The 16099-nt window shown below is 68.0% G+C and carries 15 protein-coding genes; all 15 read left to right on the top strand.

What is annotated here, in order from left to right:
* Positions 1-14 precede the first annotated feature (14 nt).
* Positions 15-902 (top strand): LLM class F420-dependent oxidoreductase, encoded by an 888-nt coding sequence (locus ACNJ7E_RS34585; RefSeq protein WP_280780312.1) that lies wholly within the window; start codon positions 15-17, stop codon positions 900-902.
* A gap of 28 nt (positions 903-930) precedes the next feature.
* Positions 931-2385 (top strand): aldehyde dehydrogenase family protein, encoded by a 1455-nt coding sequence (locus ACNJ7E_RS34580; RefSeq protein ID WP_280780313.1) that lies wholly within the window; start codon positions 931-933, stop codon positions 2383-2385.
* Positions 2367-4007, top strand: coding sequence for an AMP-binding protein (locus ACNJ7E_RS34575; RefSeq protein ID WP_418342002.1), 1641 nt, complete (start codon positions 2367-2369; stop codon positions 4005-4007). The genes ACNJ7E_RS34580 and ACNJ7E_RS34575 overlap by 19 nt, the downstream gene beginning before the upstream one ends.
* A 47-nt stretch (positions 4008-4054) precedes the next feature.
* Complete coding sequence (locus ACNJ7E_RS34570) at positions 4055-4525, top strand: VOC family protein (protein WP_280780315.1); 471 nt, start codon at positions 4055-4057, stop codon at positions 4523-4525.
* A gap of 29 nt (positions 4526-4554) precedes the next feature.
* Positions 4555-5379 carry an IclR family transcriptional regulator gene (locus ACNJ7E_RS34565; protein WP_280780316.1) on the top strand — a complete coding sequence of 275 codons (825 nt, stop codon included), beginning with the start codon at positions 4555-4557 and terminating at the stop codon, positions 5377-5379.
* Between the two features lie 132 nt (positions 5380-5511).
* Complete coding sequence (gene npdG, locus ACNJ7E_RS34560) at positions 5512-6192, top strand: NADPH-dependent F420 reductase (protein WP_280780317.1); 681 nt, start codon at positions 5512-5514, stop codon at positions 6190-6192.
* Positions 6173-6490, top strand: a complete 318-nt coding sequence (locus tag ACNJ7E_RS34555; protein ID WP_280780318.1) for an NIPSNAP family protein — start codon at positions 6173-6175, stop codon at positions 6488-6490. The genes npdG and ACNJ7E_RS34555 overlap by 20 nt, the downstream gene beginning before the upstream one ends.
* Positions 6491-6592: 102 nt before the next feature.
* Complete coding sequence (locus ACNJ7E_RS34550) at positions 6593-7642, top strand: LLM class flavin-dependent oxidoreductase (protein WP_378472279.1); 1050 nt, start codon at positions 6593-6595, stop codon at positions 7640-7642.
* Positions 7639-8349 (top strand): enoyl-CoA hydratase/isomerase family protein, encoded by a 711-nt coding sequence (locus ACNJ7E_RS34545; RefSeq protein WP_280780320.1) that lies wholly within the window; start codon positions 7639-7641, stop codon positions 8347-8349. Before ACNJ7E_RS34550 ends, ACNJ7E_RS34545 begins: the two co-directional genes overlap by 4 nt.
* Entirely contained in the window at positions 8339-9502 is a 1164-nt protein-coding gene (locus ACNJ7E_RS34540) for an acyl-CoA dehydrogenase family protein (protein WP_418342001.1), read from the top strand. Before ACNJ7E_RS34545 ends, ACNJ7E_RS34540 begins: the two co-directional genes overlap by 11 nt.
* The gene (locus ACNJ7E_RS34535; RefSeq protein ID WP_418342000.1) at positions 9499-12057 is read left to right on the top strand and encodes a bifunctional FO biosynthesis protein CofGH; all 2559 of its coding nucleotides are present in this window, start codon (positions 9499-9501) and stop codon (positions 12055-12057) included. The genes ACNJ7E_RS34540 and ACNJ7E_RS34535 overlap by 4 nt, the downstream gene beginning before the upstream one ends.
* Positions 12054-12755, top strand: coding sequence for a 2-phospho-L-lactate guanylyltransferase (gene cofC / locus ACNJ7E_RS34530; RefSeq protein ID WP_418341999.1), 702 nt, complete (start codon positions 12054-12056; stop codon positions 12753-12755). The genes ACNJ7E_RS34535 and cofC overlap by 4 nt, the downstream gene beginning before the upstream one ends.
* Before the next feature lie 136 nt (positions 12756-12891).
* Entirely contained in the window at positions 12892-14145 is a 1254-nt protein-coding gene (locus ACNJ7E_RS34525) for an MFS transporter (protein ID WP_280780324.1), read from the top strand.
* Between the two features lie 69 nt (positions 14146-14214).
* Positions 14215-15180, top strand: coding sequence for a 2-phospho-L-lactate transferase (cofD, locus tag ACNJ7E_RS34520; protein ID WP_283335207.1), 966 nt, complete (start codon positions 14215-14217; stop codon positions 15178-15180).
* Positions 15177-16099 (top strand): coenzyme F420-0:L-glutamate ligase (locus ACNJ7E_RS34515; RefSeq protein ID WP_418341998.1); only part of this gene is annotated, 923 nt, incomplete at its 3' end. The genes cofD and ACNJ7E_RS34515, both read left to right, overlap by 4 nt.

Below are 16099 nucleotides of genomic sequence, written 5' to 3'. Positions count from 1 at the left end.
CGAAAGGAACCCCAATGAAGGTCGGAATCAGGATCCCGGGAGCAGGACCGTGGGCAGGACCCGAGGCGATCACGGAGGTGTCGCGGTTCGCTGAGAAGATCGGCTTCGACTCCCTCTGGATGACTGATCATGTGGCCTTGCCGACCCGAGTCGAGACGGCGTACCCGTACACCGACGACGGCAAGTTCCTGTGGGACCCCGCCACGCCGTACCTCGACTGCCTCACGTCGTTGACGTGGGCGGCGGCCGCGACCGAGCGGATGGAGCTCGGCACGTCGTGCCTCATCCTGCCGTGGCGGCCGCTCGTCCAGACCGCCAAGACGCTGGTGAGCATCGACGTGATGTCGCGCGGGCGGCTGTCGGTCGCCATCGGCGTGGGCTGGATGAAGGAGCAGTTCGAGCTGCTGGGAGCGCCCTTCAAGGACCGCGGGAAGCGGACCACGGAGATGGTCAACGCGATGCGGCACATGTGGAAGGAAGACGAGGTCGACTTCGACGGTGAGTTCTACCAACTCCACGACTTCAAGATGTATCCGAAGCCGGTGCGGGGCACGATCCCAGTCTGGTTCGCCGGGTACAGCACAGCCTCCCTGCGCCGTATCGCCGCCATCGGCGACGGCTGGCACCCACTGGCGATCGGGCCGGAGGAGTACGCCGGCTACCTGGCCACCCTGCGGCAGTACGCCGAGGAAGCCGGTCGCGACATGAACGAGATCACCCTCACTGCGCGGCCTCTGCGGAAGGCGCCGTACAACGCCGAGACTATCGAAGCGTACGGCGAACTCGGTGTCACCCACTTCATCTGCGACACGTCGTTCGAGCACGACACCCTCGAAGCAACCATGGACGAGCTCGCCGAGCTTGCCGACGCCGTCCTCCCCACCGCACACAACCTGGCCTGACGGCCCGGCGGAAGAAAGGACGAGAATTGTGCAGGCACTCACCTCATCAGTCCCCCTCGTCATCGGCGACCGACTGACTCCCTCGTCGACGGGGGCGACCTTCGACTCGATCAACCCGGCCGACGGGTCGCACCTGGCCAGCGTCGCCGAGGCCACGGCCGCGGACGTCGCGCGTGCCGTCGAAGCCGCGAAGGCCGCAGCCAGGACGTGGCAGCGCATGCGTCCGGCCCAGCGCACCCGCCTGATGTTCCGCTACGCCGCGCTGATCGAGGAACACAAGACCGAGCTCGCCCAGCTGCAGAGTCGTGACATGGGCAAACCCATCCGCGAGTCGCTTGGGGTCGACCTGCCGATCATGATCGAGACGCTCGAGTACTTCGCGGGCCTCGTGACCAAGATCGAGGGGCGAACGACGCCGGCACCCGGTCGTTTCCTCAACTACACCCTGCGTGAGCCGATCGGTGTGGTGGGCGCCATCACTCCGTGGAATTTTCCTGCAGTGCAGGCGGTCTGGAAGATCGCCCCGGCTCTTGCGATGGGCAACGCCATCGTGCTGAAGCCTGCGCAGCTCGCACCGCTCGTGCCCGTGGCACTCGGCGAGCTCGCCCTCGAGGCGGGGCTCCCGCCCGGGCTGGTCAACGTCCTGCCGGGCCGCGGGTCGGTGGCGGGTAACGCCTTGGTGCAGCACCCATCGGTCGGCAAGGTGACGTTCACCGGCTCGACCGAGGTCGGCCAGCAGATCGGCCGGATGGCGGCCGACCGCCTCATCACGGCATCGCTGGAGCTGGGCGGAAAGTCGGCGCTCGTGGCGTTCGGCGACTCGTCCCCGAAGGCGGTCGCAGCCGTGGTCTTCCAGGCGATGTACAGCAACCAGGGCGAGACCTGCACGGCGGCGAGCCGGCTGCTCGTCGAGCGGCCGATCTACGACGAGGTGGTCGAGCTCGTCCAGGCGCGGGTCGAGGCCGCCCGGGTGGGCGACCCCCTCGACCCCGAAACGGAGATCGGCCCGTTGATCAGCGCCGAACAGCGGGAGTCGGTCCACTCGTACGTCGTCGCCGGGACCGAAGAAGGCGCCAAGCTGATCAGCGGTGGCGGCCAGTCGCCGACCGGAGCGCCTGAGCAGGGCTTCTACTACCGTCCGACGCTCTTCGCCGGGGTCACCGCGGACATGCGCATCGCTCGGGAGGAGATCTTCGGACCCGTGTTGTCGGTGCTGCCGTTCGAGGGCGAGGAGGAGGCGATCACCCTGGCCAACGACACCGTCTTCGGGCTGGCCGCGGGCGTCTTCACCCGCGATGTGGGCCGCGCACTGCGGTTCGCGCAGACACTCGACGCCGGCAACGTGTGGATCAACAGCTGGGGAGTGCTCAACCCGGCGTCACCGTATCGAGGCTTCGGGCAGAGCGGCTACGGCAGCGACCTCGGCCAGGCCGCCATCGAGAGCTTCACCAAGGAGAAGAGCATATGGGCACGCCTGGACTGACCTCCGGGACATCGAGGTCACGGACCATCAGACGGTTGATCGACGCCCGCCACACCCAGGATTGGGAGCCTGCGGCGGACTACACGATCACCGAGGACGCCCTCTTCTCGCGCGACCCCGACGCCGTGGCCGTGCTGCGCGGGGGGCTCGACACGCCCGAGGAGGTGACGTTCGGTCAGGTGCAGCACGCCGCTGTGCGCGTCGCCGGTGTCCTCCGCTCCCGCGGGGTTCAGCCCGGTGACCGCGTGGTCCTGTACCTCGACCCCTCGGTGGAGGCCGCCGAGGTCGTCTTCGGGGTGCTGGTCGCCGGCGCCGTGCTCGTGCCCGTCCCGCGACTGCTCACCGGGACCTCGGTGGCGCACCGGCTCGTCGACTCGGGCGCGACTGTGCTGGTCACGGACGGTCCGGGCATTGACCGGCTGGAGTCGACAGGATGTTCCCTACGCGACGTCGACGTGCTCACGGTGGACGGCTCCCGCGGCACGCCGCTCGGGGACCTGACCCGCCGGGTCGACCCGCTCGCCCCGGTGCCCGGGCGGTCCTCGGACCCTGCTCTGCTGATGTACACCTCCGGCACCAGCGGTCTGTCCAAGGGCATCGTTCACGGCCACCGGGTCCTCCTCGGACATGCGGGGGTCGACTACGCCTTCGAGCTGTTCAGGCCGGGTGACGTCTATTTCGGCACTGCGGACTGGGGTTGGATCGGCGGCCTGATGCTCGGGTTGCTGGTTCCGTGGTCTCTCGGCGTTCCTGTCGTGGCCCACCGGCCGCAGCGCTTCGACCCCGGCGCCACCCTGGACATGCTGAGGCGGTACGGCGTGACGACCGCGTTCCTGCCGGCGTCGGTTCTGCGGATGTTTGCCGAACACGGGGAATCAGCCCAGCGACGCCTCCGGGCGGTCGTGACCGGAGGCGAGCCCGCCGGCGCGGTGGAACTCGCCTGGGCTCGGCGGCATCTCAGCGACGCCGTCAACAAGGCCTACGGTCAGACCGAGGCCAACGCCCTCATCGGCGACTCCGGTGTTCTCGGATCCGTCGACGACGCGACCATGGGCGCTCCGTACCCGGGGCATCGCATCGCGCTCCTGGACGACGCGGGCACCCACGTCGCTCCCGGTGAGGTCGGTGAGATCGCGCTGGAACTTCCGGATCCGGTTGCGCTCCTCGGCCATTGGGACGCGTCGTCAGCTCGCGTAGTACCTCCCGCCGGGAGTTGGCACCGGACAGGCGACCTGGCGCGGCGCGCGCATGGTCGCCGACTGGAGTACCTCGGCCGCGCCGACGACGTGATCAAGAGCCGCGGTTACCGCATCGGCCCGGCGGAGATCGAAGAGGCCCTGAAGCGCCACCCACAGGTCCTGGACGCGGCGGCGGTAGGGCTGCCCGACCCGGAGTCGGGGCAGCAGGTCAAGGCATTCGTCCACCTCGCTGCCGGAGAGCTCACCGAGGAAATCACGAAAGAACTCCGAGAACTCGTCACCGCAGCGGTCGGTCCACACGCACGCCCCCGCGAGATAGAGGCAGTCGCAGCGTTGCCGCGCACGGAGACCGGAAAGGTCCGGCGCCGCGAGCTGGTGCCGCCCCCAGCTCCAGCGCTCGGCGACTGCCGCGGCCCCGCGTAGCGCCATCCACCCACCGAACAGAGAAGTACAAGAAGAAGGACGAAGCAATGCGAAAGTTCTGGCACGTCGGCATCAATGTGACCGACATGGACAAATCGATCGACTTCTATCAGCGGATCGGTTTCGAGGTCGTGCAGGACCGGGAGGTGGAGGACAGCAACCTTGCGCGGGCGTTCATGGTCGAGGGCGCCAGCAAGCTCCGCTTCGCGCACCTGCGCCTGAACGACTCCCCGGACGAGGCCATGCTGGACCTCATCGAGTGGAGGGACGCACGATCCGAGGGTCGAGCGCAGAGCGACCTCGTGCACCCGGGCCTGTGCCGATTCTCGATCCTCACCGACGACATCGACGCCGAGTATGCACGGCTGGCGGACGACGGCGTCGAGTTCCTGCACTCGCCGCAGACCATCATGGGTCCGGACGGCGTCAAGGGCTGGCGCCTGCTCTTCGCGCGCGATCCCGACGGCACGCTGTTCCACTTCGCCGAACTGGTGGGGCAGGCCGCTACGGTCAGCTGACAGCATTCGCACGACGAAGGTAGGAACCCTTGACCAAGGCAGAAGTCCCGGGAAGCAGCGCGACTGACGAGCGGGGCGAGCAATCCAGCGAGCAGCTGGTGCCCGCCATCTCGCGCGCCACCCGCGTGCTCGAGACACTGGTCCAGCAGTCCACCGGAGCCACGCTCACCGAATTGGCCAAGCGGTGCGCTCTGGCGAAGAGCACGGCGTCAGTCCTGCTCCGGACCATGGTGGTCGAAGGCCTCGTCGTGTACGACCAGGAGACACGTCGGTACAACCTCGGCCCGCTGCTCGTGGAGTTCGGGGTGGCTGCGATCGCGCGAACGTCGGCGGTCGCCGCGTCGCGGACGTACATGGAGTGGTTGGCCGAGCGGACCGAGCTGGCATGTCTCGCCATCCAGCCGATGCCGGACGGTCACTTCACGGCGATCGCGAAGATCGAGAGCCGCAAGGCCGTCAAGGTCACCATCGAGGTCGGCTCGCGCTTCGGCCGAGACACGCCGTTGATCAGCCGACTCGCGGCGGCATGGCCGGGCCGGGGTCGCCCGGAGCTCGTCGCGTACCCCGCCGAGGAGCTCGAGGAGCTTCGGGCACAGGGCTACGGCGCGGTCTACGGCGAATATCGACCGGAACTCAACGTCGTGGGGGTCCCGGTATTCGACCGAGACGGCGAGCCGTGCCTGTTCATCGCCCTGCTCGGTATCGGTGACGACCTCACGGCTGACGGTGTGGCCGGGATCGCCGACTACCTCGTCACGGCTTCTCGGGAGATCAGCTCGCATATCGGCGGCCGCATCCCCGTGGACTACCCGACTCCTGTCACGGCCCCCGACCTGGGTTCCGGGCGCGACTGACCGACCCCCCGTTTTCATTCATGCGGCGGCCCCATCGAGGGCCTGCCGCTCCGAGTCGACCCTCAACGGTCGACTGCCACCTCCGGTGCAACGCGCCCGAGGTGTCCCGTTCAACGTGTGTAGGAGACAGAGATGAAAAGCAGCAAGATCGCCGTCGTCGGCGGCACCGGACCCCAGGGAAAGGGTCTGGCCTACCGGTTCGCGGCGGCCGGCTGGCCCGTCGTCATCGGATCGCGTTCTGTCGAACGCGCGGAGGAGGCGGCCCTCGAGGTGCGCAGACGCGCCGGTGACGGCGCCGTGGTCGGCGCCGCCGACAATGCGTCGGCAGCTGCCGACTGTCCCATCATCCTGCTGGTGGTCCCGTACAACGGCCATCGTGAGCTGGTCTCGGAACTTGCACCCACATTCGCGGGCAAACTCGTGGTCAGCTGCGTGAACCCGCTCGGCTTCGACAAGTCCGGGGCCTACGGTTTGGACGTCGAGGAAGGGAGCGCGGCCGAGCAACTGCGCGACCTCGTGCCCGATGCCACGGTAGTCGCTGCCTTCCACCACCTGTCGGCGATCAACCTCTGGGAGCACGAGGGCCCCCTTCCCGAGGATGTGCTCGTGTGCGGCGACGATCGGCCCGCCAAGGACGAGGTGGCTCGGCTCGCGGTCGCGATCACCGGCCGCCCGGGCATCGATGGAGGGGCGCTGCGGGTGGCGCGGCAGCTCGAACCGTTGACTGCCGTTCTCATCAACGTCAACCGGCGCTACAAGACGCGCTCCGGTCTCGCCGTGAACGGGGTTGTTCATGATCCACGAGCTGCGTGAGTACATTGCTCTACCGGGCCGCGCCGAGGACCTGCACCGCAGGTTCGCCGACGACACGCTGGCCCTGTTCGCGGAATTCGGGCTGCAGGTCGAGGGCTTCTGGCACGAGGCAGGCAACCGTGCCCGGATCGTCTACCTGTTGGCCTTCCCCGACCCCGAGGCTGCGGACGCCCATTGGGCCCGGTTCCAGGCCGACCCCCGGTGGCGTGCGTTGAAGGCACGCACCGAGAGCGACGGGCCGCTCATCTCGGAGATCCGGAGCACGTTCCTGGTCACTCCGGCGTACGCCCGATCCTGAGCGGCGCCGAACGAGGTTGGCCCGACTCTTGACCGTCGCCGTGTTCTGCCCCTAACCTGTTCCATATAGTGATTCGAGTTCAACATCATGAAGAGAAGTTCGATGATCAAAGGTATCCAGCTCCATGGTTGGGCTGACGGGCCGCAGATGGTGGAAGTGGCCGAGATCGCCGCTCGGAGTTTCGAAACCGTCTGGCTCAGTGACCAACTCCAGTCCCGAGGCGTCGCCGTTCTCCTCGGCGCAATCGCTGCGCGCACCGGTGTCGGGGTCGGTACTGCGGTGACCTTCCCCTTCGGGCGAAACCCCCTCGAGATGGCGTCCAGCATGGCCACCCTGGCGGAGTTCATGCCCGAAGGGCGCCGGGTCAGCATGGGAATCGGCACCGGGGGCGGGCTGGTGAGTGCGCTCATGCCGCTGCAGAATCCGATCGACCGCGTGGCCGAGTTCATCGCGATGTGCCGACTTCTCTGGCAGGGCGAGTCGATCCGAATGGGTGACTACCCACAGATCTGCACAGCCCTCGGCTTGCGTGAGGATGCTCGGGCGTCGTTCTCCTGGACGAGCAAGCCTGACGTGCGTGTGGTGGTCGCCGGCGCCGGGCCGAAAGTGCTGGAGATGGCCGGCGAACTGGCAGACGGTGTCATCTGCGCCAGCAACTTCCCGGCCCACAGCCTCGCGGCCTTCCGCAGCGGCCAGTTCGACGCGGTGAGCAACCTCGATTCGCTCGACCGGGGACGAAAGCGCAGTCGGCGGGGGGAGTTCACCCGGATCTACGGCGTGAACCTGTCCGTGTCGGCGGACCGGGACAGCGCCTGCGCGGCCGCACGGCGACAGGCGACACTCATTGTGAGCCAACAGCCTCCAGAGAACCTGCACCAGGTCGGCTTCGAACCCTCCGACTACGCCGCCACCCGCGCGGCGCTCAAAGCCGGTGACGGCGTAGACGCAGCTGCCGACCTCCTCCCGCAGGAAGTCGCGGATCAGCTCGTCGTTTCGGGCACACCCGGCGACTGCATCGAGGCACTGGGCGAGCTGCTGGAGTACGCGGAGGATGCCGGATTCACCGAGGCCTACATCGGCGCCCCGGTCGGCCCCGACCCTCGCGAGGCGGTCGAGCTCCTCACGTCCCAGGTCCTGCCGGAGCTCGCATGAGCGCGAATACGCAGGCAACCCGGAACCTGTGCCCGGCCGAACAACTCGACGGTCTGGTCGTCCTGACACTCAATCGTCCCGAGGCACGCAACGCCCTCGACGTACCGCTGCTGCAGGCGTTCGTCTCCGCACTTGCCGAGGGGAGGCACGCGGGCTCCGCCGTCGTTCTCGTGCGCGCCGAAGGGCCGGCGTTCTGCGCAGGAGCCGATGTGCGTTCGGACGACGGCACGGCGACCGGCCGACCGGGCCTCCGGCGTCGACTCATCGAGGAGAGCCTCGACCTGCTGAGCGACTACCCGGCGGCAATGGTCGCGGTCCAGGGCGCCGCGGTCGGCGCCGGGTGGGCCATAGCCGCGGCGGCGGACATCACCCTGGCCTCGCCTGCCGCTTCGTTCCGATTTCCCGAGCTCCCGCTCGGGTTCCCGCCACCCGACAGCACGGTGCGCAGACTCGAAGCTGCCGTCGGTCCGGCACGGGCGCTGCGGCTTCTGGCCCTGGACGAGCGCTTTGTCGCCGACGATCTCGCCAGGCTCGGTCTGGTCGAGGTCATTCCCGAGGATTCGCTCGACGGAAAGGCGCGCGAGATGGCCGCCCGACTCGCGGCCCTTCCCCCCGAGTTGTTGCGCGATCTCAAAACAGGCCTCTCCGCCTGGAAGCGGCCCCCCTTCATCGACCGACCAGCCTCGAAAGGCAGTCATGAGCACTAGCATTCACATTCAGACCGACGAGCAGGAGCACCTCCGCACCACCGCCCGGGCGTTCCTGGCCAGACACGCTCCCGCGCACGACGTGCGAATCTGGGACGAGGAGGGGAAGTACCCCGAGCGCCTGTTCCGCGAGATCGCCCGCCTCGGGTGGTACGACGTGGTGGCCGGCGCCGACGGTCTCGAAGGGACGGCCGGCCTGCTGATCACGCTCTGTGAGGAGATCGGCCGGGCGAGTTCGGACCTCGTGGCCTTGTTCAACCTGAACCTCAGTGGGTTGCGCGACATCCACCGCTGGGGCACGCCCGAACAGCAGGAAACGTACGGTGCACCGGTGCTGGCCGGCGACGCGCGCCTGTCGATTGCCGTGAGCGAACCCGATGTGGGCTCGGACGCTGCCAGCGTGGCAACGCGCGCCGAGAAGGTCGGGGACTCGTGGGTACTCAACGGCCAGAAGACCTATTGCGAGGGTGCGGGACTCCCCGGCGCAGTAATGGAACTCGTCGCCCGAGTGGGCGGGGGTGGACGCAAGCGCGACCAGCTCGCCATATTCCTGGTGCCGGTCGACCATCCGGGTGTCGAGGTCCGCCGCATGCCTGCGCTCGGGCGGAACATCAGCGGCATCTACGAGGTCTTCCTGCGGGACGTCGCCCTGCCGGCGACGGCTGTGCTGGGTGAGCCCGGTGAAGGATGGCAGATCCTCAAGGAACGCCTGGTGCTCGAGCGGATCATGATCAGCTCCGGTTTCCTCGGCAGCGTGGCCGCAGTGCTCGACCTGACGGTCCACTACGCCAACGACCGCGAGCAGTTCGGCAAGGCACTCGCGAGCTATCAGGGCGTGACGCTGCCCCTCGCCGAGATGTTCGTCAGGCTCGACGCGGCCCGGTGCGCGGTACGCCGTTCGGCCGACCTCTTCGACGCGGGTCTGCCGTGCGAGGTGGAGAGCACCATGGCGAAGTTCCTCTCCGGCCAGCTCTACGCAGAGGCCTCTGCGCTGGCGATGCAGATCCAGGGCGCCTACGGCTATGTGCGCGATCATGCCCTGCCGATGCACCATTCCGACGGGATCATCGCGCGCGTCGTGGCGGGACCTCCCTCGGTCCAGCTCGACTTCATCGCCCGGTCCATGGGCTTGGGGACAGGAGCGGGCAGGTGACGGGTCTGAGGCGCACGCTCGCGCGGGCGAGCGCCGGCAAGACCATCGACGCCGGTGAAGCCGAGGCCCTCCTGGGTGCGCGCGGTGCCGATCTCGACCGACTGTGCGAGGTCGCCGCGGCCGTCCGGTCGGCAGGCCTGTTCGATGCCGGCCGATCGGGAGTGGTGACCTACAGCCGGAAAGTGTTCATCCCGCTGACCCGTCTGTGTCGCGACCGCTGCCACTACTGCACCTTTGCGACGACGCCCGGGCGGGTCGACGAGCCGTTCCTGTCTCCCGACCAAGTGCTCGAGATTGCTCGAGCGGGAGCCCGGATGGGCTGCAAGGAAGCACTGTTCACGCTGGGTGACCGGCCCGAGGATCGGTGGGACGCCGCCCGTGACTGGCTGGAGTCGCGGGGCTACGCCGACACGCTGTCGTACGTGCGCGCCATGGCGGTGCTGGTGCTCGAGGAGACCGGTCTGGTACCGCATCTGAACCCGGGGATAATGTCCTGGGCTGAACTCCAGCGCCTCAAGCCGGTGGCAGGCTCCATGGGTCTGATGCTCGAGACCACCGCGCGGTCGCTGTGGGCGGAACCTGGGGGATGCCACTACGGTTCCCCTGACAAGGATCCTGCTGTTCGTCTGGCCTGCATCGAGGATGCGTCCCGCACCAACATTCCCTTCACGACCGGCATCCTGGTCGGGATCGGCGAGTCCTACGCCGATCGGGTGGAGTCCATCCTCCAGATCCGCCGGATCGCGCGGCAGTACGGCGCCATCCAAGAGGTGATCGTCCAGAACTTCCGCGCCAAGTCTGATACCGCGATGCGGTCGGCCGACGACGCCGACCTCGACGAGTACCTGGCCACGATCGCGGTGGCCCGTATCCTGCTCGGCCCCTCGATGCGTCTCCAGGCCCCACCCAACCTGTCGGAGCCTGACGAACTGCGCCGACTGTTGGCGGCGGGGGTGGACGACTGGGGCGGGGTATCGCCTCTGACCCCCGATCACGTGAACCCCGAGCGGCCCTGGCCGGAGATCGAGCGACTGCGTGACCTCAGTGCTGCAGCCGGTTTCGAGCTACGGGAGCGCCTCGCCGCCCAGCCGCAGTACGTTCTCGCGGGAGAGCGGTGGATCGACGCCCGCGTCCGGCCCCACCTGCTGGCGCTCGCCGACCTGGAAACCGGGCTGGCCGCCGACGTACTCCCGGAGGGCCGACCGTGGCAGGATGCTGCACCGGGGGAGTCCAGTGGCAGAACCGATCTGCACCTCGAGATCGACACAGAAGGGCGGCGTACGGATACTCGCAGCGACTTCGCGAACGCCTTCGGTGACTGGACCGTGCTCGGCGAGGAGATGACAGCACGTGCGGGGGCCGGCGTCCATCCTCGCCTGGGCAGTGAGGTACTCGCCGCCTTGCGCGCGGCCGAGCGGGATCCTGCCGGTCTCAGCGACGCCGAGGCCCTGGCTCTCGTTCACTGCGACGGCGCGGATCTGGATGCCCTGTGCGCCTTGGCGGATCAGGTCCGGCATTCGACAGTGGGCGACGCGGTGACGTATGTCGTCAATCGGAACCTGAACTTCAGCAACGTCTGCTACACCGGCTGCCGTTTCTGTGCGTTCGCGCAACGCGCAAGCGATGCCGATTCGTACCGGCTCTCCGTCTCCGAAGTGGGGGAGCGGGTCGCTCAGGCCTGGGACGTCGGCGCCACCGAGATCTGCATGCAGGGCGGGATCGACCCCGGCCTCCCCAGCACGATCCATCTCGACCTGGCCGCCGAGACGAAACGCCGGAGCCCGCAGATCCACCTGCATGCGTTCTCGCCCATGGAGATCGTGAGCGGCGCATCGCGCATGGGAATTTCGGTGGCCGAGTGGCTGACCGAGGCACGGAGAGCTGGGCTCGACTCCGTGCCAGGCACCGCCGCCGAGATCCTGGACGACGAGGTTCGGTGGGTGCTGACCAAGGGCAAACTCCCCGCGGCCGAGTGGATTCGGGTGGTCAAGACCGCGCACGAACTCGGGATCCGCACCACCGCGACGATGATGTACGGGCACGTGGACGAGCCCCGGCACTGGGTCGGGCACCTTCGCGTCCTGCTCGACATCCAGAAGGAGACAGGCGGCTTCACGGAGTTCGTTCCATTGCCGTTCGTACACCAGAGTTCGCCCATTTACCTCGCAGGTCTGGCGAGGCCGGGCCCGACCCGACGGGACAACCGCGCAGTTCACGCGTTGGCGCGGCTGATGTTGCACGGTCAGATCGACAATATCCAGTGCTCCTGGGTCAAGCTCGGTCCGGATGAATGTGTGGAGTTACTTCGCGGCGGGGTCAACGACCTCGGAGGCACCCTGATGGAGGAGACCATCAGCAGGATGGCCGGTTCGACCAACGGGTCGATGAAGACCATCGCCGACATCACCGACATGGCGGGGGCGGCAGGCCGCCCCGTCCGGCAGCGCACTACCACGTACGACGACGTTGGTGCCGAACGCTCAGCTGCAGCAGGAAGATTCGACGCCCGCGCTCGGTCCGTGCTGCCGCTCGCGGTGGGAATGGTCGGCCGATGAGTGCGGTAAGCCCGGACTCCGCGCGCCATGGGCCCTGGGTGGCCGTCATTCCGCAGCGGGACATCACGTCCGCGAAGTCACGGCTCCTGCTCCGGCCGGAGGCCCGGCAAGCGGTCGTGCGCGCCATGTTCCGAGACACGGTCTCCGCCGTACGGGCGGCCTCGCAGGTGCAGGCGGTCGTCGTTGTGGTGGACCGGACTCAGGATGCCGCCCACGTCCGGTCGCCGGGCGTCGTACCACTGATTCTGCCGGACATGCGGGGCATGAACGACGCGCTGAGTGAGGGTGGGCGTCGGGCACGCGAGTGGTGGCCGCGCTGCCGGCTGGCGGGACTGCCTGCCGATCTTCCGAGCCTTCGCAGCGAGGACCTGGACGCCGCGCTGAACGTGGCTGGGCGGCACGAGCGCACATTCGTCGCCGACAGACGACGCGAGGGGACGAGTCTCCTCACAGCCGCCGAGGGCGTCGACCTGGATCCGAAGTTCGGAGGGCCCTCGCGTCGGGCGCACCTGGCCTCCGGAGCAGTGGAGACGCTGGACCCCGACATCGAGTCTCTGCGGCGTGACGTGGACGATCTCGACGACCTGCTGGATGCCGCCATGGGGGAGGCCGGTTCGGCCCTGCGTGCCGTCCTCCGCAGTCTGGGGCACCCGTTCGATTCGGCATCGACGCGTCGACAGTTTGCGTATCACCAGTGATGCAGTGAGTTTCGGCCATCTCTGACTATCGCGCTCGAGGGGTTGAGGGCTTCGTCCCAGCAATCGCCGAGCGGTTTCGTAACCGGGGGCGCCCTTGTCGTCCTGCGCATCAGTTCCCTACTCATTGAGGAAGCACATGAACAATCGACTCAGCTTTCCCGCCTACGTAGGCGTCGCTGTTCTTGCATTTCTTGCGATAGCCGCCGACGGCTACGACCTCGCCATATTCGGTGCGGCGACGCCGCAACTGCTCCACTACGCTGATTGGGATCTCACCACCGCGCAAGTCGGAGTGATCGCCAGTGCGGCGATCATGGGGATGGGTATCGGATCCATTGCAGCGGGAGTACTTGCCGATCGATTCGGTGTTCGGCGTTTGTTCCTGCTCTGCGTCACCTGGTTCTCCGTCGGCATGATGCTGTGTGCCGCGGCACCGACTGCCGAACTGCTCGGCATCGCCCGGTTCGTCGCAGGGTTCGGGCTCGGCGGTGTGGTGCCGACAGCGGTCGCGTTGACCATGAGCGTCGCACCCGCACATCGGAAGAACTTCCTCAACGGCATGATCCTGGCCGGCCTACCCCTGGGTGGCGTGATTGCCGCTCTCACCGCCCTGGCCTTCCTCGACGTGCTGAGCTGGCGTGGAGTCTTCTTCATCGGTGGCGCTTTTCCCCTCCTCACCGTGGTTCCGATCGTCGCGGTCAAGCTCGGGCGGTGGGTACCTACGCCGGTTTCGGTGCAGTCGGGTGTGGAAACACGACGGACCGTTCGTGATCTCTTTGCACGCCTCGGCCGCAGCGGATGGCGGGCCCTGGCAGTGTTCACCGCTGTGACCTTTTGTGGCCAGATCCAGTGGTACGGACTACTCACCTGGCTGCCGCAGATCATGAAGGCCAGCGGCTATTCCCTCGGATCAGCATTGGTCTTTCTGGTCATCTTCAGTATCGGAGCCGCAACAGGTGCGTCCGGCGGCTCCTGGATTGCCGACAGAGTCGGGGAACGTCGTGCCGCCATTACCGGGTTCGCGGTCGGCGCGGTCGCGGTCATTACCCTCGCGGTACACATGCCGGCGCCTGTCCTCTACGTATTCCTGTTCCTCGCGGGGGCGGGAACAGGTGGAACGCAACCGATCGTCTTCGGATTCGTTGCCAGCTACTTCCCCGCCGACATCCGGGCCAGCGTTATCGGATTCGTTGCAGGAGTGGGCCGGATCGGAGGCGTCTGCGGGCCGATCTTGGGCGGGTTGATTGCCGGCCGGCCGTCGATCGTCATGTTCTCGGTGCTCTCGGGAATTGGGATCTTCGCCGCACTGCTGTGCTGCCTTGCGTTGTCGGCGAACAAGGCCGAGAAAGACCACACCATCGCGGCGGCGAGCACACCGGCTGAGGTGTGAGCCCATGTCGATTGCCGCCGGGAGTTGATTTCACTGCATATGTATCGCTCGTAGGCGGAGGTCTGGATCGTGAACGTGACTGTATTGGTTGGTGGGGTGGGTGGGGCCCGGTTCCTGCAAGGTGTGCGGAGACTTCTGGGGGCCGATTCGGGCCATGTCGTTACGGCGGTGGTCAATGTCGGTGACGATGTGTGGATGCACGGGTTGCGGATCTGCCCGGACCTGGATACCTGCATGTATACCCTCGGCGGCGGTATCGACACCGAGCGTGGGTGGGGGCATGCCGGGGAAACCTGGAACGCGAAGGAAGAACTCGCCGCATATGGTGCGAAACCGGATTGGTTCGGGCTCGGGGACCGGGACATCGCCACGCATCTGATCCGCACCCAGATGCTGCGGACGGGGTATCCGTTGTCGGCGGTGACCGAGGCGTTGTGCAACCGGTGGCAACCGGGTGTGACCTTGCTGCCGGTGACCGATGATCGTAGTGAAACTCACGTCGTGATCACCGATCCCGAGGACGGGGAGCAGCGGGCGATCCACTTCCAGGAGTGGTGGGTGCGGTACCGCGCCCAGGTGCCGACGCACAGCTTCGCGCACATCGGCGCCGAGCAGGCCGCCCCGGCGCCGGGGGTGCTCGAGGCGATCGAGGCCGCCGACATCGTGTTGCTGGCACCGTCGAATCCGGTGGTCAGTGTGGGGGCGATCCTAGCGGTGCCCGGGATCCGGGGTGGTCTGCGCACCACCGCGGCGAAGGTGGTCGGGATCTCGCCGATCGTCGGCGGAAAACCGTTGCGGGGCATGGCCGACGAATGCCTCGACGTGATCGGGGTGGACACCTCGGCGGAGGCGATCGGCCGGTGGTACGGGGCACGGTCCGGGACCGGGATCCTCGACGGCTGGCTGGTCCACGACACCGACACCGCCGAGATCCCCGGTGTGGAGGTGGCCCGGGTGCCGCTGATCATGACCGACCCCGACGCCACCGCGGCGATGGTGCGGGCGGCGCTGGACGTGGCGGGGGTGACGTTGTGAGCGACCCTGCGGGTGCGTCCGGGCTCGATCACGCCCCGGGCGGGGCGATCGAGATCCGCCCGGTGACCGGTCTGCCCGAGTTCCGGCCCGGCGACGACCTGGCGGCGGCGATCGTCGCGGCCGCACCGTGGCTCGCCGAAGGGGACGTGCTGGTGGTCACCAGCAAGGTGTTCTCGAAGGTCGAGGGCCGGATCGTGTCCTCGCCCTCCGACCCGGAGGAACGCGACGCCGCCCGACGGCGCCTGGTCGAGCAGGAAGCGGTGCGGATCGTGGCCCGCAAGGGCCGGACCCTGATCACCGAGAACCGGCTCGGGGTCGTGCAGGCCGCGTCGGGGATCGACGGCTCGAACGTGGAGGGCTCCGAACTCGCATTGCTGCCGGAGGATCCCGACGCCAGCGCCCGCGCCCTGCGCGATGCGATCGAGGTGGCGCTGGGGGTGCGGGTGGCGGTGGTGGTCACCGACACCATGGGCCGGGCGTGGCGCAACGGTCAGATCGACGCCGCGATCGGCGCGGTCGGGCTGCCGGTGCTGCACGGCTACGCCGGGTCCCGCGACAGTCAGGGCAACGAACTGGTGGTGACGGAGGTGGCGGTCGCCGACGAGATCGCCGCCGCGGGGGATCTGGTCAAGGGCAAACTCGGTGGGGTACCGGTCGCGGTCGTGCGGGGCCTGGATCTGGTCGACGACGGTTCGCGGGCACAGGATCTGATCCGCCGCGGCGCCGAGGACCTGTTCTGGCTCGGCACCGCCGAATCCGTCGAGCTGGGCCGGGCGGAGGCGGTGCTGCTGCGCCGCTCGGTCCGCCACTTCGCGACCGACCCGGTCGACCCGGATGCGGTGCGGGCGTCGATCGCGGACGCCCTGACCGCACCCGCACCGCACCACACCCGACCGGTCCGCTTCGTCTGGGTCCGCAC

The organism is Rhodococcus mengyinensis, assembly GCF_048381435.1.
Taxonomy (GTDB): domain Bacteria; phylum Actinomycetota; class Actinomycetes; order Mycobacteriales; family Mycobacteriaceae; genus Rhodococcus_F; species Rhodococcus_F opacus_D.
The sequence above is the reverse complement of the archived record's forward strand: the minus strand, read 5'-3'. Positions and strand labels throughout refer to the sequence as shown.